Raw genomic sequence first — 19,456 nt, 5'->3', positions numbered from 1 at the left:
GTAGGAGAAGGAGCTCAGCGCTCGGCGACGGTTCCGTTCTTGATCCGCAGGCGGCGCGGCGATCGCCGGGCGACCTCTGAGTCGTGCGTGACGACGATGAGCGTCAGACCGCGGTCGCGCCAGAGGCCCTCGAGCAGGTCCATGATCTCGTCGCGGGTCTGCTCGTCGAGGTTGCCGGTCGGCTCGTCGGCCAGCAGCACGCGCGGCTCCTTGACGAGGGCTCGGGCGATGGCGACGCGCTGCTGCTGTCCACCCGAGAGCTCGCTCGGCAGATGGGTCGCCCGGTCGGCGAGCCCGACGGACTCGAGCGCCTCCCTCGCACGACGGATCCGCTCGGGGCCGGAGACCTTGAGCGGCTCGAGCGCGGTCTCGACGTTCTCCTGCGCGGTGAGGGTCGGGATGAGGTTGAAGCCCTGGAAGACGAAGCCGATCTCGCTGGCCCGCAGCTCGCCGAGCTTGCGGTCGTCCTGCTTCGCGAGGTCGGCGTCGCCGAGCATCACTGACCCGCTGGTCGGCCGGTCGAGTGCCCCGAGCAGCTGCAGAAGCGTGGACTTGCCTCCGCCGGTGGGCCCCTGGATCATCACGAGCTCGCCGTCGGCGATCGTGAGGTCGACGTCCTTGAGCGCGGTCACGGTCCGCTTGGTCTGGCTGTAGCTCTTCGTCACTCCGGTGAGCTGGTACATGTCTGTCTCCTGGTCGTATGCGTGAGGGATGCGGGCGCGGTCAGTTGACCGAGCGGAAGGCGGCCGCGGGGCGCAGGCGAGCCGCGCGCCAGCCGCCGAAGGCGCCGGCGAGCAGGCCGCCGAGCACGGCGAGGCCCACGGCGATCCCGATGATCGCGAAGGTGAACGGCAGCTGCAGCGTCACGTCGGCCGATGCCGCCGCGCTGGCGACGGCGCCGAATCGGCCTCCGCCCGGGCCCCCGGGACCGGCAGCCTGCACCGAGGTGGTCGAAGCGCCGATGGTCGGGGCGATCAGGTTGACGACCAGGATCCCGATAAGGCCGAGGGCCACGCCGAGGGCGCCGCCGATGGCTCCCTGCACCAGGGACTCGCCGGCGACCTGGCCGACGATCCGGCGGTTGCTCCAGCCCAGAGCCTTGAGGGTGCCGAACTCGCGGGTGCGGCGGGTGACGCCCGAGATGGTGAAGAGGATCGCGACGAGGAAGGCGGCCACCAGGACGAGGATCGACAGCCAGGTGCCGAGATTCGAGACGAGGGTGGACGCGCTGGACAGCGAGCCCGAGACGGACGAGGCGAGGTCGGCCTGGGTGTTGACCGTGTTGTCGGGCAGCGCCGTCTCGAGGTCGGCCTTGATCGCGTCGATCGAGTCGGAGGATGCTGCCTGCACGTAGACGCTGGAGATCTGGCCATCGAGGCCCGAGAGGGTCTGTGCGACGTCGAGTGGGATGTAGACGTTGGAGGCGCTCGCGCCGTCCGCCGACGTCGAGGTGACGATGCCGACGACGGTGAACGTGGTGCCCGCGATGTCGAAGGTGTCGCCGACGGCGAGGTCGGAGGAGGTGGCGTAGTCGCTGTCGAGGATCGCGTTGTCCGTGCCGGCGTCGTCGGCGGTGAGAGCGCGTCCGTCGGTGAGGCTGACGGCGGTCAGGGGGCCGAGGGCATCAGCGGCGGGGTCGTAGCCGAGGACGGTGAACGAGTCGAGGTTGAATGCGCTGCCGCCCGCGCCGTCGGGTCCGCCGGTGGGCGGGGTGCCGTCGGTGGTGCCGTCCGTCGTACCGGTTCCTGTGCCCGTTCCTGCATCGGTCGGGGCGCCGCCCTGCTGCCCCTGCGCGCCACCGGGGATCTGGCCGTCGAACGTCGTGTTGGTCAGCGAGAGCACGCCCACCGCATTCGACACGCCGTCGACGCCGCTGGCAGTGCTGACGGCGGCGGCATCGAAGGTCGTGGTGCCGCGGCCGGCCTCGAGGCGGGACGAGCTGACCGCGGTCGTGCCGTCGGTCGTGGTTCCGTCCGCCGCGCCGAAGTCGAACCGCTGCCCGGGCGCCTGACCGTCCGCGGGAGCAGCGGCCGCCTCGGTGACGGTGATGTCGGTGCCGACGCCGTAGACCGACTGGAGCACACTGGCCTGCGCCGACTGCACACCTGCCGCGACGGCATTCACGACGATAACGAGGGCGATGGCGAGCGCCATGCCGATGGCGATGATGAGGGTCTGGCGCTTGCGCCCCAGAAGCTCCCGTCGCAGGTAGGTGGCGAACATGTGTCTCCTTGCAGATGGATCGTGCGGGCGCTCGGCGCCGGGCCGTCGGAGGCAGGGCTGCGCCTCGTGTCAAGGAGCGAAGCTAAGGACGCCGTCTATGGAGCGCTTATGAGGCGGGGAAGATCCGCATACGAAGGGAACGGGTTCTCCGAGGGGCGGGTCGGCATCCGGCGGTCGCATATCGCGCATCCGGATCATCGGGGTGCCGCGCTGATGCGATTCCAGGCCGACGGATATCCCGCTCATAGGGAGTTCGTAGGATCGCGTCGATAATCGATTTCATGGCAACTTCTGAAACCGCGTCCCGTGCCGCTCGCGCTCCCATGCGCCGGGCCGATGGATCGCCCATCCGCGTCCTCGTCGTCGACGATGAGCCGACCCTCACCGACCTGCTCTCCATGGCGTTGCGCTACGAGGGCTGGGAGGTCAAGACCGCACCCGACGGCCGCCAGGCGATCAGCCTGGCCCGCGAGTTCAAGCCCGACGCCATCGTGCTCGACATCATGCTCCCCGACATCGACGGCCTCCAGGTGCTCTCCCGGGTCCGCGCCGACGGCGCCGACACCGCGGTGCTCTTCCTGACCGCCAAGGACTCCCTCGACGATCGGATCACCGGCCTCACCGCCGGCGGCGACGACTACGTCACCAAGCCGTTCAGCCTCGAGGAGCTCGTCGCACGGCTCCGTGGCCTCATCCGCCGCTCCATCGTCTCGATCACCGATGAGAACGACCCGGTGATCGTCGTCGGCGACCTCTCGCTCGATGAGGACAGCCACGAGGTCAGCCGCAGCGGTGAGCTGATCGAGCTGACCGCCACCGAGTTCGAGCTGCTGCGCTACCTCATGCGCAACCCGCGCCGCGTGCTCAGCAAGGCGCAGATCCTCGACCGGGTCTGGAGCTACGACTTCGGCGGCAAGTCCAGCGTCGTCGAGATCTACATCTCGTACCTGCGCCGCAAGATCGACCAGGGTCGCACGCCGATGATCCACACCGTGCGAGGAGCCGGATACCTCATCAAGCCCGCGCCGTGAGACGCGGACGCAGTCTCCGGCTCCAGATCGTCCTGATCGTCGTCGGTCTTCTCGCGAGCGTCGGACTGGTCATCGGACTGGTCAGCGTGCTCGTGCTGCAGAGCTACCTCGTCGGCAAGCTCGACCAGTCGCTGACCAGCGCGGCTTCGCGCTCGCAGGGTGCTTTCGGTCCGAGGGACGGCGACTTCCCATCGCGCCCCGATGGTGACGGCGAGGGCTTCATCGACGCGCCGGGCCAGGGCGCGGGCACCGTCGTCGCCTCCATCTCCTCCGGGGCCGTGCAGACCTCCGGCTACGTCGACGACTCCGGCAGGCGCCAGACACTGACCACCGAGCAGGAGGACGTGGTGCTCGGCATCGCGGCCGACGGCGTCGTGCGCACCTACGACCTGGGCGGCGAACTCGGCACCTACCGGATGATCGCGGTCGAGCGCGACGACGGATCCACCATCGTCACGGGACTTCCGCTCAGCGCCGTCGAGGCCACCGTCTCGCAGCTCGCGCTCGTCGTCGTGCTCGTGACCTCCGCCGGCCTCGTGCTGGCCGGCGCCGCGGCGGCCTTCATCGTCGACGTCGCCCTCAGGCCGCTGCATCGCGTGGCCAGCACCGCCGCCAGCGTCACCGAGCTGCCGCTCGATCGCGGGGACGTGGATCTGTCGATCCGGGTGCCGCAGCGGGACATCGACCCGACGACCGAGGTCGGACAGGTCGGCTTCGCCCTCAACCGGCTGCTCGGCCACGTCGGATCGGCCCTCGCCGCCCGCAAGCGCAGCGAGGACAAGGTCCGTCAGTTCGTCGCCGATGCCAGTCACGAGCTGCGCACGCCGCTCGCCAGCATCCGCGGCTACTCCGAGCTCACCCGTCGCACCCAGCGCGATCTGCCGCCCGAGGTGGAGCACAGCCTGGGCCGGATCGAGTCGGAGGCCATCCGGATGACCTCACTCGTCGAGGACCTGCTGCTGCTCGCCCGTCTCGACTCCCAGCCCGAGCTGCGCGCCGAAGAGGTCGACCTGTCGATCATCGCCGTGGAGGCCGTCGGCGACGCGCACGTCGCGGGTCCCGACCACGAATGGGTGCTCGACCTGCCGGACGAGCCGGTCACCGTGATCGGCGACGACCCGCGACTGCGCCAGGTGCTGGTGAACCTGCTGGCGAACGCACGCGTGCACACGCCGGCCGGGACGACGGTGACCACGAGCATCCAGCGGACCACCGACGGCACGGTCACGATGCGGGTCAGCGACGACGGGCCGGGGATAGATCCGGCGCTCGCCGAGACGCTGTTCGAGCGCTTCGCACGCGGGGACAGCTCGCGCAACCGGGCGACCGGCAGCACCGGACTCGGCCTGTCGATCGTGCGGGCCGTCGTCGAGGCTCATGGCGGCCAGGTCATGGTCTCGAGCGAGCCGGGCGACACGGTCTTCATCGTCCGCATCCCCCCGCGCGCGACGATGGCTCCGGCGGTCGAAGCGACCGCGGACCCGTCGACGCACGCGGAGCTCGGAGCACCCGGCCTTCCTCGATCCAGCAAAGCCCCGGCGTCGTCGGCGTAGCCTGACGCACGGTTGCGGCCGGACTTCGGCGGTCCGCATCCGGAACAGGGAACGGGAACAGACGATGCAGATCGACCACGCAGTGATCCTGATCACCGGAGCGTCCTCCGGGATCGGCGCGGCCACCGCAGAGGCCGCTTCCGCGGCCGGAGCCAGGCTGGTGCTCGTGGCACGGCGGGAGGACAGGATCGCCGCTCTCGCCGAGCGGCTGCCGAGCGCTGTCGCCGTGCGCTGCGACGTGACCGACCTCGAGCAGCTCCGGCACGCCGTCCAGGTCGGCGTCGATGCCTTCGGCGGCATCGACGTGCTGATCAACAACGCTGGGCAGGGACTGCACGAGCCGATCGAGAAGGTCCGCGCCGACGACTTCCGCGCCATCCTCGATCTCAACGTCATCGCGCCGATGGTGGCGATGCAGGCCGTCGTCCCGATCATGCGCGCGCGAGGCGGCGGGAGCATCGTGAACGTCAGCTCGGGCACCACCCTGATGGTGCGGCCCGGCGCCGGCGCGTACGCCTCTTCTAAAGCAGCGCTCAACATGCTCTCTGCGGTCGCGCGCGCCGAATTCGCCGCCGACGGCATCGCGGTCTCCACCGTCTACCCCTTCATCACCGCGACCGAGTTCCACAGCTCCCTCCGAGCGGGAGCCGGTCCCGCCGACAGCGGATCGGCCGGCCTCGGGCCCCAGCCGCAGAGCGCCGAGGAGGTCGCTGCGGTCATCCTCGACCTCGTGCGCAGTGGCGCGGAGAAGGCCGATCTCGTTCCCAAGCAGTTCGGCGGCTCGTACTGATCGCACGCCCCCGCGCGGGGTCCTTGCGGGAGTAGCGTGTCAGCAGCGCTCGAGGGACGGACCCGCTGGCGCAGAATCCAGAACGCATGGAGGCGCTGTGGCCGAGATCACGCTGAAGACCGTCACGACTTCGATCCCGGAGCGGATGGACCGGCTCCCGTGGGGGAAGTTCCACTGGCTGGTCATCATCGGACTCGGCACCGTCTGGATCCTCGACGGCCTCGAAGTGACCATCGTCGGCGCCCTCGGCAGCCGGCTCACCGAGGACAGCAGCGGACTCGGCCTGACCGAGGCGCAGATCGGCCTCGCTGCAGCCATCTACGTCGCGGGCGCCTGCGTCGGGGCGCTCGGCTTCGGCTATCTGACGGATCGCTTCGGGCGCAAGAAGCTCTTCCTCGTCACCCTCGGCCTCTATCTGCTTGCCACCGTCGCGACGGCGTTCTCGCCCAATCCGCTCTGGTTCTTCGTCTGCCGATTCCTCACCGGAGCGGGCATCGGCGGCGAGTACGCGGCGATCAACTCCGCCATCGACGAGCTCATCCCCGCTCGTCGCCGCGGGACCATCGACCTGATCATCAACGGCTCCTACTGGCTCGGCACCGCGTTCGGCGCCGCCCTGACGGTCGTGCTGCTCGACACGAACATCTTCGCCGCCGACTTCGGCTGGCGGCTGGCGTTCGGACTCGGCGCACTGTTCGGCCTGTTCATCCTGCTTGTTCGCCGCAACGTGCCCGAGTCGCCTCGATGGGCGGTCATCCACGGCCGCGACGAGGAGGCCGAGAAGATCGTCGACGACATCGAGAAGAGCCTCGCGGACGACGGGAAGGAGATCTCGCCGCCCGAGGGCGAGATGAAGATCCACCAGCGGGCGCACACCGGATTCGGCGAGATCGCCCGCGTCGCGATCACCCAGTACCCCAAGCGGTTCGTGCTCGGGCTCTCGCTGTTCATCGGACAGGCGTTCCTGTACAACGCCGTGTTCTTCACCTACGCGCTCGTGCTGACCAGCCTGCTCGACGTGCCGGACAACATCGCGCCCTACTCGCTGATCCCGATCGCGATCGGCAACTTCCTCGGCCCGCTCCTGCTCGGGCACTTCTTCGACTCGGTCGGCCGCCGGGTGATGATCACGATCAGCTACGTCGGATCGGGTGTGCTCCTCGTCGTGACCGGCATCCTGTTCAGCAACGGGGTGCTCGACGCCGTGAGCCTCACCGTCTGCTGGGTGATCGTGTTCTTCTTCGCCTCGGCCGGCGCGAGCTCCGCCTACCTGACGGTCAGCGAGATCTTCCCGATGGAGACCCGGGCCATGGCGATCGCGTTCTTCTACGCGATCGGCACAGGACTCGGCGGCATCATCGGTCCGATCCTGTTCGGCCAGTTCATCGAGCAGGGCATCCAGATGGTCGCCGTAGGCTACTTCATCGGCGCGGGACTGATGATCGCCGCCGGGCTGGTCGAGGCCTTCATCGGCGTCGAGGCCGCCGGGAAGTCGCTGGAGGAGATCGCCGAGCCGCTCAGCGTCAGCAGCTAGACGAGCGCGGTCGGCCCACACTGGCGCTGCACCCGCGCGGTCGTAGCGGCCGAGCGCGGTGGGTGCACCGATAGCGCTCGGTGCTTCAGACCGCGCGTGACCCGTGCTCGGCGTCAGGCCGAGGCTGCTGCCCCCCGACGCGGAGCGCCGACATGACCGAGGATCGCCACGATCACCGTGATGAGGGCCGCCAGTCCGATGCCGTAGCCGAGCTGCAGCTGCAGCAGGGCCGCCCCGGTCAGTGCGCCGAGGGCGATGAGCACGACGGCGAGCAGTCGGCGCACCCACTTCTGCCCGTTCCGGCGCCCGAGATGCGAGTCGAAGGCCAATCCGACCAGCGTCGAGGTCACCACGACGGTCGTCACGTCCGCGACACCCAGGTGTCGGGCGACGCCCGCCTGCATGCCCATGGCCGCGCCGAGGATCCCTGTCACCGTGAAGGTGGCGGCGACGGGATACGGATCGGAGGTGACCAGAATCGGCACGAGCGCCAGCACGATCAGGGCCGCCACCACCGAGAGCAGCCAGGTCGCCCGTCCGGTCCAGCCCTTCTCCGCGGTGCGCAGCACCCGTCCGCCCACCATCGCGCCGAGCACGAAGCCGACCAGCGCGATGATCGGTCCGACCACCGGCAGATCGTCCGCACCGGTCAGGGCCATGCCGAGGATCACGACGTTGCCTGTCATGTTGCCGGTGAAGACCCGATCGAGACCGAGATATCCCACCGCGTCGACGACGCCGGTCGAGAAGGTCAGGGCGAGCATCAGGACGAGATGCAGTCGGTCTTGGTTCCCGCGGAGGCGTTGGCGCACGACCCCATCCAATCGGAGGGATGTTTCCTCGCCGTAACGATCGCGATCCGCCAGGGGCATATCGTGGGGCTCACCGGCCGTGCTCCGCGTCGAGCGCACCGCGCCGGTCCATTCGCCCGTCCGCGGCCCTCCGGAGGACCACGCCATGCCCGCATTCGAGGCGCTCCAGCCAGGGGTCGGGCCCATCCCCGGCGAGCACTACCTGGCCGCCGAGCCGAGCGCGCTCTTCTGGGGCAGGCTGCCCTGTGCAGCAGACTCGCCCGTCCTGACGGTCGACTCGGGCGCGACGGTCACCATCGACACCATCAGCCACGAGGGTGTGCTCGAGGACCAGGGACGCGATCCGATCGGCTATTTCGCCGGCCATGGAGTGCCTCGCGAGCACGTGCTCGACGACGCGGTGGCACTCGCCGCGTCGAGCCATCCGCGCGTGCTCGGCGTGGACGGCCCGCACGTCGTCACCGGGCCGATCGCCGTCCGCGGTGCGCAGCCCGGCGATCTGCTGACCATCGAGGTTCTCGAACTGGCCCCGCGCGTGCCCTACGGCGTCATATCGAACCGCCACGGTCGTGGCGCCCTTCCCTCCGAGTACCCGGCCGACGGGATCACGGTGAGCGTGTTCTCGCCCATCGAGACGGGGCCGGACGGCCAGCTCCTCGACGCGGGCGGCGTGCTGCACGGCACGGTGCCCTTCGGGGGCGACTCGGAGCGGCGTGCCCGCTTCTCGCTCGCGCCCTTCCTCGGACTCATGGGCGTCGCGGTCGCGGGAGCCGAACGGCCGCACTCCGTGCCGCCCGGCCCGTTCGGCGGCAACATCGACATCAAGCTGCTCGTTCCCGGCACGGTGCTGCACCTTCCGGTGCAGGTGTCCGACGCTCTCTTCTATGCGGGAGATCCGCACTTCGCGCAGGGCGATGGAGAGGTCGCCCTGACCGCCGTCGAGGCGTCGCTCCGGGCCACCCTGCGACTGACCGTGACCCCGGCGGCCGAGGCCCTCGAGCACTTCGGCACGGTGACTGGACCCCTCGTCGAGACCCCGGAGTTCCTGGTGCCGACCGGCCTGAGCGAGGACCTGGACGAAGCGGTGCAGCATGCGGTCCGCGCCGCCATCGAGCTGATCCATGCCCGCTGGGGCATGGACCGTCCGAATGCCCTCGCCTATCTCTCCGCGGCCACGGACTTCGACATCTCGCAGGTCGTCGACGTGGTCAAGGGCGTGCACGCCAAAATCCGAAAGGCGGATTTCGATGACTGAGCGCAGTGTGCCGATCGAGTCGGACGCGCCGCTTCCCGACGGTCTCGTCGACACCTTCTGGCGCTACGAGCAGGCGCTGATGGCGGACGACGTGCCGACGCTCGACCTGCTCTTCGAGGACGACCCGCACACGCTGCGCGGCGACGCCGGCGGCGTGCTCGTCTCTCATGAGGCGATCGCCGCCTTCCGGCGGGGCCGCGGTGGTGCGCCGAAGCGGCTGGTGGATCGTGTGCACGTCCGCGTCCTCAGCCCTGAACTCGCCGCCGTCGTCGCCGTGCTCCGCCCCGCGGGAGGCGGACGCGGCCAGCAGACGCAGGTCTGGCGGCGGGGAGCCGACGGCTGGCGGGTGATCGCCGCCCACGTCAGCGGCGCGATCCCCGCCATCGATCCGCGGGTCTGGCGGGTGGTCGGCACGCCCCTCGTCGACGCCACCGGCTCGGGTGCGCTCGACGGCGAGACCATCGCCGTCAAGGATCTCTTCGAGATCGCCGGGCAGCGGGTGGGCGGGGGAGTGCCCGGCTACCTTGCCGAAGCCGATTCGGCTACGTCGACCGCGCCGGCCCTCGCCACGCTGCTCGCGGCGGGAGCGGCGGTCACCGGGATCGCACGGACCGACGAGTTCGCCTACAGCATCGCCGGGGTCAACCCGCATTACGGGACCCCGCCGAACGTCGCCGTGCCCGGGGCCATCCCTGGAGGGTCGTCGAGCGGACCCGCCTCCGCCGTCGCCCTGGGCCAGGCGACGGTCGGGCTCGCCACCGACACCGCGGGTTCGATCCGGGTGCCCGCCTCGTACCAAGGGCTGTGGGGGCTGCGCACCAGCCACGGGGCCGTTCCGGTGGACGGGCTGCTGCCGCTCGCGCCGTCCTTCGACACGGTCGGCTGGCTGACCCGAGACCTGCCGACGCTGCGACGGGTCGCGGGCGTCGGACTGCCCGCGGACGCCGGCACCCTCCCGACGCAGATCGCCGTGGCGCCTGCACTGCTCGCCACTCTCGACGAGCATGTCCGCTCCGCGTTCTGGACCGGCCTCGGCGAACTCGTCGGCGAGGGACGCCTTCCCGTGCCGATCGAGGTGCCGCTGACCGGAGTGGCCGAGACCTTCGCCGCCTTCCGGACGGTGCAGGCCGCCGAGGCGTGGCGCGCGCACGGCGCGTGGCTGTCCGCGCATCCCGGCGCGGTCAGCGGAGCGGTGGCGGAGCGCTTCGCCCTCGCCGCCGCCGTGACCGAGGAGCAGGAGTCGGCGGCCCGAGTCGTTCTGGCCGCCGAGCGCGCGAAGCTCCGCGCGATCCTGCAGGAGTCCGTCCTGCTGCTGCCCGCGGCCGCGTCCGGTGCACCGCAGACCACGGCGGATGCCGCCACCATCGATCGCATCCGGATGCAGACCCTGCAGCTGACCTGCTTCGCGGGCGTCGCGGGTGCACCCTGCATCTCCGCGCCGCTGCTCGCCGTCGACGGCGCTCCGCTCGGTCTCGGACTGATCGGATCGCCCGGCACCGACCTCGCCCTGCTCGATCTCGCCGGGACCCTGCTGCCCTGATCCGCGCGGGTGGACCCTGATCCGCGACAGCTGACCGAGCGAGGGAGCCTCCGACGTAGCATGGAGGGGTCGGCGATAGCCGGTGGGAGCCGTCCCCCTTCGACCGACCAGAAGAGCGAGACCCCTGTGGCCCGCCCAACTTCCGACGTCAACGTCGACCCTCGCGTCGACCCTCGCACCGATCTCGGCCATTCCGATGAGTCGCGCGGATCCTTCCTGTCCCCGTACTCCGCGCTGCTGCGCCTGCCCGGTGCCGCGGCGTTCTACGTGGCGGGCGGCCTCGGCCGGTACCCGCGGGCGACGCTCTCGCTCGGTGTCGTCCTGCTGGTGTCCGCCGAATCGGGCAGCTACGCGACCGCGGGACTCGTCGCCTCGATGCTCGTGCTCCTGCTCGCCGTCTCGGGGCCGGCCTGGTCGGCGGCGATGGATCGCTTCGGCCAGGCCAGGGTGCTGGCGCTCTCGCTCATCGCCCTGATCCTCACCTCGACCATGCTCATCGTGGTCGTGACCGTCGATGCTCCGCGCCCGCTCTGGTTCCTGTCCGCCGCGCTGACCGGAGCATCCGCCCCCGATCTCGGCTCGGCGGTCCGCGCGCGCTGGAGGGCGCTCGTCGACCAGAAGCGGGTGCACACCGCGTTCGCGCTGGAGTCCGTCGCCGACGAGTCGGCCTTCGTTGTCGCGCCGCCGGTCGTCACCCTGCTGGCGGCGTCCGTCCACCCGGCCGCCGGGCTCGCGGTCGCGCTGCTCCTCGGTGTCGTCGGCGCGGTCATCCTGCTCGTCCAGACGCGCACGGAGCCGCCGAGAGCGCCGCGACGTACTCGGAAGCGGACGCTCCGCGACGTGCTCCCGCCCGTCGAGGTGCTACCGGTCAGCTTCGCCTTCGTCGCGATCGGCGGCCTGTTCGGCGCCTTCGACGTGACCGCCATCGGCTGGGCCGCCGACGTCGGCGTCCCCGTGCTGGGCGGCACCCTGATCGGCATCCTCGGCCTTTCCATGGCGATCGGATCGACGGTGTTCGGTGTCCTGCGGTTCCGGATCAGCATGCGGCGGCGCTACCTCGTCGCCGCCGCGCTGCTCGGCGTGCTCTCTGTGCTGCTGCCGGCCACCCAAAGCGGCATGCTGCTGCTGGCCGCGAGCTTCGTGCTCGGCCTCGTCGTCGGACCGATGGTGGTGGCAGGTCTCGCCCTCGTCGAGCACAGGTCACCGCCGGCTCGCGCAACGGAGGCCCTCGCCTATCCCTCGACGGGTCTCGGCATCGGGGTCACCGCGGGAGCGACCCTCGCGGGCGCGATGCTCGACGCCGAGGGCCCGCTTCAGGGCTACCTCGTCGCCACCGCCTTCGGCCTCGCCGTCGTCCTGCTCGCCGTGGCGGGCGAGGGCATCCGCCGCTGGGTCGGCGCCATCGCCTGACCCCGCCTGACCAAGTCAAGGAGATCTCTTCGTTCGCCCGTCTCTTCATGCGGATCCAGGGCCCTCAGATCGAAGAACTCCTTGATTTGGTACGGGCCCCGTCAGCGTCAGGCGAAACGTGGCTGAAACATCTGTTGCGTAGGATGCGGTCGTGAAACAGCTGTTTCATTGCCCGAGAGGATCACGTGGCCGTTCTGCCGATCAATCCGCCCGCCCGCCTGCTGATGGGCCCGGGCCCGATCAATGCCGACCCGCGGGTGCTCCGTGCCATGTCGGCCCAGCTGGTGGGACAGTACGACCCCTCGATGACCGCCTACATGACCGAGACGCAGGAGCTCTACCGGGGGGTCTTCCGAACCGCGAATGAGGCCACCCTGCTGGTGGATGGCACGAGCCGTGCCGGCATCGAGGCAGCCCTGGTGAGTCTGCTCAGCCCCGGCGATCGCGTGCTCGTCCCGGTCTTCGGCCGATTCGGGCATCTGCTCGTCGAGATCGCGGAGCGCTGCGGAGCCGAGGTGCACACGATCGAGACCGAGTGGGGCACCGTCTTCACGCCCGAGCAGATCGAGGCCGCCATCCTCGAGGTGCGGCCCACGCTGCTCGCCGTCGTGCACGGCGACACCTCCACCACCGTCGCGCAGCCGCTCGACGAGCTCGGCGCCATCTGCCGAGCGCACGATGTGCTGTTCTACACGGATGTCACCGCCTCCATCGGCGGCAACCGCTTCGAGACCGACGCCTGGGGGCTCGATGCGGTGACCGGCGGTCTGCAGAAGTGCCTCGGCGGTCCGTCCGGCAGCGCGCCGATCACGCTCTCCCCGCGCGCGGTCGCGGTCATCGAGTCACGCAAGAGCATCGAAGCAGGGCTGCGTTCACTGGATCCGGGCGACGCGGACAGCGAGGTGCGCGCGGAGCGCATCCGCAGCAACTACTTCGACCTCGCGATGATCCTCGACTACTGGGGACCGAAGCGGCTCAACCACCACACCGAGGCGACGACGATGCTCTACGGCGCACGCGAGTGCGCCCGGATCATCCTCGAAGAGGGCCTCTACGAGACGATCGCTCGACACGCACTGCACGGCTCGGCGATGCTCGCCGGGCTCACCGGCCTGGGATTGACGATCTTCGGCGATCTCGCCCACAAGATGACCAACGTCGTGGCCGTCTACATCCCGGACGGAGTGAACGGCGACGCCGTCCGCGCCGAGCTGCTGAACGACTACGGCATCGAGATCGGCACCTCGTTCGGTCCGCTGCACGGCAAGGTCTGGCGGATCGGCACCATGGGCTACAACGCCCGGAAGGACACGGTGCTCACGACCCTCGCGGCGCTCGAGGCCGTGCTGCGTCGAGCCGGGGTGACGCTGACCGCCGGCGGCGGAACCGGAGCCGCCCAGGACGTCTACTCCGATGCGGCGTGAGAGCAGCCGCCGCGTGAATGGGGCGTCGCTGTGAAGCACGGCCCGACCACCGTCGCTCCGGGAGCGGCTCGTGCACTCGCGCACTGCGAGGCGCTCGCCCGGATCAGCTCCCTCGAGGGCGCCATCGAGCGCATCCACCTCTCGGCCGAGCACAAGGTGGCCAATGCGCTCGCCGCGGCCTGGATGAGCGAAGCCGGACTCGAGACCTGGCAGGACGCCATCGGCAACCAGTGCGGACGACTCGAGGGCGCCGAGCCCGACCTGCCCGCCCTCGTGCTCGGCAGCCATCTCGACACCGTCACCGACGCGGGCCGATACGACGGCATGCTCGGCGTGATGCTCGCAATCGAGGTCGTCGACCGCATCCGCCGCAGCGGCCGCAGGCTGCCGTTCGCGCTCGAGGTCATCGGCTTCACCGACGAAGAGGGCACCCGCTTCGGCAACGCTCTCTTCGGCAGCCGCGCATTCGCCGGGTCCTGGGATGACGCCTGGTGGGAGATCGAGGATCGCAAGGGCGTCTCGATGCGCACCGCCGCGAAACACTTCGGTCTCGATCCGGCGGCCATCCGCGACGCCGCCCGCGCACCGGAGGAGCTGGTGGGGTACCTCGAGACGCATATCGAGCAGGGCCCGCATCTGCTGGACGCCGATCGCGCACTCGCCGCCGTGTCGTCCATCGCGGGCGCCCGTCGGTTCGCGCTCACCGTGACCGGCCGTGCGGGTCACGCCGGCGGCACCCCCTATGCACGACGTCGCGACGCCCTGGTGGGCGCGAGCGAGATCATCGTCGAGATCGAGAGGATCGCGAAGCAGACCGGCACCATCGGCACCGTCGGCCGGGTGCGCGCCTTTCCCGGCGGGGTCAACGTGGTTCCCGGGCGCGCCCGCTTCTCGCTCGACCTCCGCGCGGAATTCGACGCCGACCGCGACGCGGCGTGGGAGCGGATCGACGAGTTCGCCCTGCAGGTCTGCGCCGAGCGGGGGCTCGGCTGGGAGGTCGACGAGTTCTACCGGGCCGACGCGGTGGTCTGCGATCCGCTGCTCCGCGCCGCGGTCGAGACCGGCATCCGGGCGACCGGCGACGCCGATCCGACGATCCTCTGGAGCCGCGCGGGTCATGACGGCATGGCGGTGCAGGCCGTCACCGGCTTCGCGATGCTGTTCCTCCGCTGCGGCAACGACGGCATCAGCCATCACCCCGATGAGACAGTCACCCCGGACGATGTCGCCGCGGCGCTCGACGCGTTCGAGGCCGCGGTGCTGGCGGTCGCCGACGGCTACCCGAGCAGGGCGGCGTGACCGCCGCGGGAACCGTCGAGGCGGGTGCAGGGCTCACCGAGCGGATCGCTTCGGCCTACGCGACCCTCTCGCCGCAGGAGCAGCGGGTCGCCGATCTGATCCGCGACCGTGCGGACTCCGTCGCCCTCTACAACTCCACCGAGCTCGCTCAGCTGTCGGGCGTCTCGAAGGCCACGGTCTCGCGGCTCTTCCGTCGTCTGGGATTCTCGGGATCGCACGAGGTGCGCGATCTGCTGCGGGCTGAGCGCAGCAGCGGCATCCCCGTCGCGCTCGGCTCAGTCGACGCCGCGCAGACCGGGATGGGAACGGAGCTGGACGCTCAGCTGCGGCTGGACCAGCAGAATCTCGCGCGGCTCTACGCAGGACTCGACCCTGCGCTCCTGAGCTCGGTCGCGACCGCCGTCGAGGCCGCCGATCGCGTGCTGGTGGTCGGCTTCCGCTCGGCCGCGCCGGTCGCCCTCCAGCTCCGCCAGCAGCTCGCGCATGTCCGCGAAGAGGTGATGCTCGGCCCGCAGCCCGGCCAGTCGATCTCCGAGGAGATCGCCGGGCTCGGCGCCGGCGACGTCGTCATCCTCATCGGCTTCCGCCGACGTCCAGATCGCTTCGCCCAGATGGTGGCGGCGGTCGTGGAATCCGGAGCTCGGGCGCTGCTCATCACGGATCCGACCGGACGGCGACACGGCGCCGCGCTCGACTGGGTCATCGAGTGCCCGATCGAGTCCGCGTCGCCGTTCGACAGCTACGCGGCCGCCATGAGCCTGATCAGCGTGCTGGCGGGGTCGGTGCTGACCGCGGCGGGAGCGGTCGGGCGCGCTCGGGTCGCCGCCATCACGTCGTCCTATGCGCGCCTCGGCGAGCTCGAGACCTCCTGACCGTCGGCTCGCCGCACGGGCACGTCGAGTTCGCACGGGCAAATCCACGTCGGCTTGCCCGCCGACTTCGATGCGCCCGGGGCGGGATGGTGCCCGGCCGATACAGTGGACGGGTCCCCGACGACCGAGAGGTGTGCCGTGATCGACCTCCCCGAGCCCGAACTGCGCGAGCGGTTGACCGCAGCGCTCGGCGTGCGCCGCTGGGTGGACGACGTGATCGCCGCCGGCCCGTTCGAGTCGGTCGCCACCCTCTCAGAGTTCGCACGGGCGAGCGCGACTCCGCTGCCGCACGAGGAGCTCGACGAGGCCGTCGCGCACCATCCCCGCATCGGCGAGAAGCCGATCGGCGTAGGGGCGTCGCAGACGCTGTCGCACGGCGAGCAGGCGGGGCTCGGTGCAGCGGACGAGGGCGTCGATGCCGCGATCGCCCGGGGGAACAAGGTCTACGAGGAGCGCTTCGACCGGGTCTTCCTCATCCGCGCGGCCGGCCGATCCCGCCAGGAGATCCTCGACGAGCTGCAGCGGCGACTGAAGAACGACCCCGAAGCCGAGGCGGACGAGGCGGGCGAGCAGCTCCGACAGATCATGGAGCTCCGTCTGCGCACCCTGTTCGCGGACACCGAGACGACCGGCGACTCCGAAACGAGCAGCGACTCGGGAGCGGGCGCATGAGCCAGGTCACCACCCACGTCCTCGATGCAGCGCTCGGTCGCCCCGCAGAGGGGATCGCCGTCGTCTTCGACCGGCACACCGCCGACGGCTGGCGCGAGGTCGGCGGGGGAGCGACGGACGCCGACGGCCGGATCGGCACCCTCGGCCCCGCCAGGCTCGAGCCGGGCGCCTACCGGTTGACCTTCGCCACGGGCGACTACTTCGACGACGCGGAGCGGGATTCGTTCTACCCCGAGGTCGTGATCACGTTCTCCATCACCGGGCCGGAGCACTATCACGTGCCCCTCCTGCTCAGCCCGTTCGCGTACTCCACCTACCGCGGCAGCTGACCGCCGCGAAGAAGGGGCTCGAGCCCCCACTGCATCCTGTGACGTTCGCGTACAACGGCCGTCGACGCGCCGCAAGGGGTGTCGGCGCGCGATCCGGCCGCGTATGCATAGAGGAGCAGGCAACACGTGAACTGGGCACGAGGAGCGAATGCATGGTCAGGATCGTCGACGTCATCGAGCACGGCGTGGAGCAGCGCCTGGAGAAGCTGGACGAGTTCAGGAGGCATCTTCCGCTGATCCCTCCGGTCCAGCTCGTGCAGATCCTCCGGGAGCCGCCCGACCCGTCCCTGCAGGGTGACGGCGACCACCTGATCGACCACTCGGTCTGCGAGGTCTGCTTCAAGGCGGCCGTGGACCGAGGCGACGACGCAGACGGCTACTGGATGTGCCCGACGGAGCTGTCACTGCAGCCCTGCCGGGTCGTCCGCTCCGAGGCCGTCTGACCCCTCGTCCTGTCGGTCGCGCAGGCGCGCCAGCGTATCGACGCCGTCCGATCCTCCGTTGGTGGAATAGGCGCGCCAGCGCCGTATCGAGGCCCGTTCTGATCGGACTCAGCGCGCCGTCAGTAGTGCGTGCGGGCGGCGTGCGCGAGCCACGCGTCGAACGGCGCCGGGGCGTTGTCCGGACGCACGGAGTCGATCGGGAGCGTCCACTCCGACCGGTCCTTCGCGAACAGCTCGTAGAACTCGCGATCGTCGAAGCCGCCGCGTGCGGCGTCGTCACGATCCGCCGCGAAGACCACCCGATCCACCCTCGCCCACAGCGCTGCGGACAGGCAGAGCGGGCAGGGCTCGCAGGACGTGTAGAGCGTCGTCCCGGTCAGCGAGAAGTCCCCGACGATCCGGCAGGCCGCGCGGATGGCCTGCACCTCGGCGTGCGCGGTCGGATCGAGATCGCGGGTGACCCGGTTCTGACCCTCGGCGAGCAGCTCGCCGTCCCGGACGATGACGGCGCCGAACGGGCCGCCGCCGTCGGCCACGTTCTGCACGGCGAGCGCGATTGCGGCTTCGAGCCAGCGCGCGTCGTCCGGGGCCGGCAGCGCGGCCGATCCGGGGACGCTCGGGGCGCTCATACGAGCCCCGAGTAGCTGCGCCACGCATCACCGGCGGGCGGGGCGTCGTCGCGGACGACATCCGCCTGGATGAGGCCGTAGGGACGATCGTCGGCGTGGAAGACCTCGTTCTGGTTCTCGACCCCGAACCTGCTGAAGTCGACCACGAAGTGGTGCTTGTTCGGAGCCGAGAGCTTGAGCTCCGCGATCTCGGGATACGCCTCGAGCGCCGCCCGGCCCATGTTCCACAGCGTCTGCTGCAGCGCGAGCGAGTGCAGCGTCGCGAACTGGGCGACCATGACCGCCTTCACCCCCTCGTACATCGCGTTCCAGTCGATGCCACCCTCGCTGAGCGAGTCGCCGCTGATCCGCCACTTCGCGACGAGCGAGGTCGCCATGACCCGGTCTTCGGTCGGGGCGAGGGTCGTGTACTCGTCGACGAGGAAGTCCTTGAACGCCGACTCGGTCGACTTGAGGATGACGAAGTCCTTCATCCCCTGGATGACGTGCTCGCCGTCGGGGCCGACGGTGATCGCGGCGGTGCGGATCTCCGGTCCCGTCCGCACGAAGGTGTGATCGTGCTCGGAGCCGTCGACGGTCGCGCGGATCCAGCCGAACCTCTCGATCTCGATCCGTGCCCCGACCACCGGCTCGACGTCGTCCACGAAGTGATGGGCGAGGGAGAGGCCGTAGTCCTCGATCGGGTCGACCGGGTGGGTCTTCGCCCAGACGTACGCGGTGTTCTTCTGGGTGTCGGTCGGCAGGATCGCCGACTGGTCGCCCTCGAGGTGCGCGGCGGACCAGTCGCCGCGCAGCGCGCTCGAGACATTGAGGTCGGTGATCTCGTGCCGCGGGCTGTCGCGCACGATGCGGACGAGGTGCGTCTCCGCCTTGCCGTATTGGTTGGGTCCCAGCACGATTGCCATGCGCGGAAGTCTTCCAGGCGCGTGTGTCGACCGTGTTTCCTTCGAATTGCGGCGCGAATTGCGCGCGGGAATTGCGGGCTCGGGAGCGCCGGTCGGCCGCTGCCCTGCCGATCCTGCCTATCGGGTGCGTGCCGCCCAGTCCTGCTCGAGGATCGCGTAGATGAGCGTGGACGACCATTCGCCCTTGAACCACTCGTCCTCGCGGAGCAGCGCCTCCTGCCGCATGCCGATCCGCTCGAGCACACGTGCGGAGGCGTCGTTGCGGGCGTCGAGCCGACCGACCACCCGGTGCAGGCCGAGCTCGTCGAAGGCGACTCGCAGCAGTGCGGTCGCCGCCTCGCTGGCGTATCCGCTGCCGACCTGGTTCGGATGCAGCACGTAGCCGATCTCGCCGGTGCGGCTCGTCGGCGAATGCAGGAAGAGCACGACGTCGCCGACCAGCTCGCCAGTGCTCTTCAGCGTGACGCCGAGGGTGATGTTCTGCTCGGGACCGTCGAAGGTCACCCGTCCCCACTGCTCCCGGAGCCTGCGGTCGATCTCCGTCCGATCCATCGGCGGGAACGGCAGGTACCGACAGGATTCCTCATCCGACCGGTAGGCCAGCAGGGCGTCCGTGTCCGCGGAGGTCAGCGGACGGAGCAGCAGCCGCTCGGTCTCGAGAGGGAGGGACGGGCGGAAGGGCAGACGGAGCATGGGTCGATTCTGCTCGGTGCGCCGGCCGCGCCGGACCGCGTG

General features: G+C 70.3%; 19 protein-coding genes. 13 read left to right on the top strand and 6 right to left on the bottom strand.

Annotation, left to right across the window (positions count from 1 at the left end):
• Positions 1–14 precede the first annotated feature (14 nt).
• Both E6C64_RS10170 and E6C64_RS10165 read right to left on the bottom strand, forming a co-directional pair.
• A complete protein-coding gene (locus tag E6C64_RS10170) occupies positions 15–683 on the bottom strand; it encodes an ABC transporter ATP-binding protein (protein ID WP_136427374.1) in 669 nt (222 codons plus the stop codon).
• A 40-nt stretch (positions 684–723) separates the two neighbouring features.
• Complete coding sequence (locus E6C64_RS10165) at positions 724–2,223, bottom strand: ABC transporter permease (protein ID WP_136427373.1); 1,500 nt, start codon at positions 2,221–2,223, stop codon at positions 724–726.
• A 281-nt stretch (positions 2,224–2,504) separates the two neighbouring features.
• Between E6C64_RS10165 and E6C64_RS10160 the strand changes: the two genes are divergently transcribed.
• From E6C64_RS10160 to E6C64_RS10145, 4 genes are all read left to right on the top strand, one after another.
• Positions 2,505–3,254, top strand: a complete 750-nt coding sequence (locus tag E6C64_RS10160) for a response regulator transcription factor (RefSeq protein WP_136427372.1) — start codon at positions 2,505–2,507, stop codon at positions 3,252–3,254.
• Entirely contained in the window at positions 3,251–4,807 is a 1,557-nt protein-coding gene (locus tag E6C64_RS10155; protein WP_233255555.1) for a sensor histidine kinase, read from the top strand. The genes E6C64_RS10160 and E6C64_RS10155 overlap by 4 nt, the downstream gene beginning before the upstream one ends.
• Before the next feature lie 64 nt (positions 4,808–4,871).
• Positions 4,872–5,597 carry an SDR family NAD(P)-dependent oxidoreductase gene (locus tag E6C64_RS10150; RefSeq protein ID WP_136427370.1) on the top strand — a complete coding sequence of 242 codons (726 nt, stop codon included), beginning with the start codon at positions 4,872–4,874 and terminating at the stop codon, positions 5,595–5,597.
• 97 nt (positions 5,598–5,694) lie between these two features.
• Positions 5,695–7,131: an MFS transporter gene (locus tag E6C64_RS10145; protein WP_332908223.1), complete on the top strand. Its 1,437-nt coding sequence runs from the start codon at positions 5,695–5,697 to the stop codon at positions 7,129–7,131.
• A gap of 113 nt (positions 7,132–7,244) precedes the next feature.
• Here the strand turns inward: E6C64_RS10145 and E6C64_RS10140 are convergent, their stop codons facing one another.
• Positions 7,245–7,943, bottom strand: coding sequence for a YoaK family protein (locus E6C64_RS10140; protein WP_332908222.1), 699 nt, complete (start codon positions 7,941–7,943; stop codon positions 7,245–7,247).
• Between the two features lie 145 nt (positions 7,944–8,088).
• Here E6C64_RS10140 and E6C64_RS10135 point away from each other — a divergent pair, with 145 nt between their 5' ends.
• The 9 genes from E6C64_RS10135 (at position 8,089) to E6C64_RS10095 (ending at position 17,187) form a co-directional block, all read left to right on the top strand.
• Positions 8,089–9,198 (top strand): acetamidase/formamidase family protein, encoded by a 1,110-nt coding sequence (locus E6C64_RS10135; RefSeq protein WP_136427369.1) that lies wholly within the window; start codon positions 8,089–8,091, stop codon positions 9,196–9,198.
• Entirely contained in the window at positions 9,191–10,738 is a 1,548-nt protein-coding gene (locus tag E6C64_RS10130) for an AtzH-like domain-containing protein (RefSeq protein WP_136427368.1), read from the top strand. The genes E6C64_RS10135 and E6C64_RS10130 overlap by 8 nt, the downstream gene beginning before the upstream one ends.
• 126 nt (positions 10,739–10,864) lie before the next feature.
• A complete protein-coding gene (locus tag E6C64_RS10125) occupies positions 10,865–12,148 on the top strand; it encodes an MFS transporter (protein WP_158437825.1) in 1,284 nt (427 codons plus the stop codon).
• 224 nt (positions 12,149–12,372) lie between these two features.
• Positions 12,373–13,572, top strand: a complete 1,200-nt coding sequence (locus E6C64_RS10120) for a pyridoxal-phosphate-dependent aminotransferase family protein (RefSeq protein WP_136427548.1) — start codon at positions 12,373–12,375, stop codon at positions 13,570–13,572.
• Positions 13,573–13,602: 30 nt separating this feature from the next.
• Positions 13,603–14,871, top strand: a complete 1,269-nt coding sequence (locus E6C64_RS10115; protein WP_136427366.1) for an allantoate amidohydrolase — start codon at positions 13,603–13,605, stop codon at positions 14,869–14,871.
• Positions 14,868–15,743, top strand: a complete 876-nt coding sequence (locus E6C64_RS10110) for a MurR/RpiR family transcriptional regulator (protein ID WP_136427365.1) — start codon at positions 14,868–14,870, stop codon at positions 15,741–15,743. The genes E6C64_RS10115 and E6C64_RS10110 overlap by 4 nt, the downstream gene beginning before the upstream one ends.
• 138 nt (positions 15,744–15,881) lie before the next feature.
• On the top strand, positions 15,882–16,415 hold the full coding sequence (gene uraD, locus E6C64_RS10105; RefSeq protein ID WP_199241010.1) for a 2-oxo-4-hydroxy-4-carboxy-5-ureidoimidazoline decarboxylase: 534 nt from the start codon (positions 15,882–15,884) through the stop codon (positions 16,413–16,415).
• A complete protein-coding gene (gene uraH, locus E6C64_RS10100) occupies positions 16,412–16,744 on the top strand; it encodes a hydroxyisourate hydrolase (RefSeq protein WP_136427364.1) in 333 nt (110 codons plus the stop codon). Before uraD ends, uraH begins: the two co-directional genes overlap by 4 nt.
• 152 nt (positions 16,745–16,896) lie before the next feature.
• A complete protein-coding gene (locus E6C64_RS10095; RefSeq protein ID WP_136427363.1) occupies positions 16,897–17,187 on the top strand; it encodes a hypothetical protein in 291 nt (96 codons plus the stop codon).
• Positions 17,188–17,306: 119 nt separating this feature from the next.
• On the opposite strand, the gene E6C64_RS10090 is transcribed toward E6C64_RS10095, so the two are convergent.
• The 3 genes from E6C64_RS10090 to E6C64_RS10080 all read right to left on the bottom strand — a co-directional run bounded on the left by E6C64_RS10090 (position 17,307) and on the right by E6C64_RS10080 (position 19,414).
• The gene (locus tag E6C64_RS10090; RefSeq protein ID WP_136427362.1) at positions 17,307–17,816 is read right to left on the bottom strand and encodes a nucleoside deaminase; all 510 of its coding nucleotides are present in this window, start codon (positions 17,814–17,816) and stop codon (positions 17,307–17,309) included.
• On the bottom strand, positions 17,813–18,721 hold the full coding sequence (pucL, locus tag E6C64_RS10085) for a factor-independent urate hydroxylase (protein ID WP_136427361.1): 909 nt from the start codon (positions 18,719–18,721) through the stop codon (positions 17,813–17,815). Before pucL ends, E6C64_RS10090 begins: the two co-directional genes overlap by 4 nt.
• Positions 18,722–18,838: 117 nt before the next feature.
• Positions 18,839–19,414, bottom strand: a complete 576-nt coding sequence (locus E6C64_RS10080) for a GNAT family N-acetyltransferase (RefSeq protein ID WP_136427360.1) — start codon at positions 19,412–19,414, stop codon at positions 18,839–18,841.
• Between the last annotated feature and the right edge of the window lie 42 nt (positions 19,415–19,456).

It is taken from the genome of Naasia lichenicola (assembly GCF_004801885.1).
GTDB lineage: Bacteria > Actinomycetota > Actinomycetes > Actinomycetales > Microbacteriaceae > Naasia > Naasia lichenicola.
Note: the sequence above shows the minus strand (reverse complement) of the source record. Positions and strands in the feature narration are given on the sequence as shown.

Bases quoted from the DNA above. Each gene is read 5' to 3' on its own strand.
- E6C64_RS10170 (WP_136427374.1), bottom strand. From the start codon at position 683: ATGTACCAGCTCACCGGAGTGACGAAGAGCTACAGCCAGACCAAGCGG.
- E6C64_RS10165 (WP_136427373.1), bottom strand. From the start codon at position 2,223: ATGTTCGCCACCTACCTGCGACGGGAGCTTCTGGGGCGCAAGCGCCAG.
- E6C64_RS10160 (WP_136427372.1), top strand. From the start codon at position 2,505: ATGGCAACTTCTGAAACCGCGTCCCGTGCCGCTCGCGCTCCCATGCGC.
- E6C64_RS10150 (WP_136427370.1), top strand. From the start codon at position 4,872: ATGCAGATCGACCACGCAGTGATCCTGATCACCGGAGCGTCCTCCGGG.
- E6C64_RS10135 (WP_136427369.1), top strand. From the start codon at position 8,089: ATGCCCGCATTCGAGGCGCTCCAGCCAGGGGTCGGGCCCATCCCCGGC.
- E6C64_RS10130 (WP_136427368.1), top strand. From the start codon at position 9,191: ATGACTGAGCGCAGTGTGCCGATCGAGTCGGACGCGCCGCTTCCCGAC.
- E6C64_RS10120 (WP_136427548.1), top strand. From the start codon at position 12,373: ATGGGCCCGGGCCCGATCAATGCCGACCCGCGGGTGCTCCGTGCCATG.
- uraH (WP_136427364.1), top strand. From the start codon at position 16,412: ATGAGCCAGGTCACCACCCACGTCCTCGATGCAGCGCTCGGTCGCCCC.
- E6C64_RS10095 (WP_136427363.1), top strand. From the start codon at position 16,897: ATGGTCAGGATCGTCGACGTCATCGAGCACGGCGTGGAGCAGCGCCTG.
- E6C64_RS10090 (WP_136427362.1), bottom strand. From the start codon at position 17,816: ATGAGCGCCCCGAGCGTCCCCGGATCGGCCGCGCTGCCGGCCCCGGAC.
- pucL (WP_136427361.1), bottom strand. From the start codon at position 18,721: ATGGCAATCGTGCTGGGACCCAACCAATACGGCAAGGCGGAGACGCAC.
- E6C64_RS10080 (WP_136427360.1), bottom strand. From the start codon at position 19,414: ATGCTCCGTCTGCCCTTCCGCCCGTCCCTCCCTCTCGAGACCGAGCGG.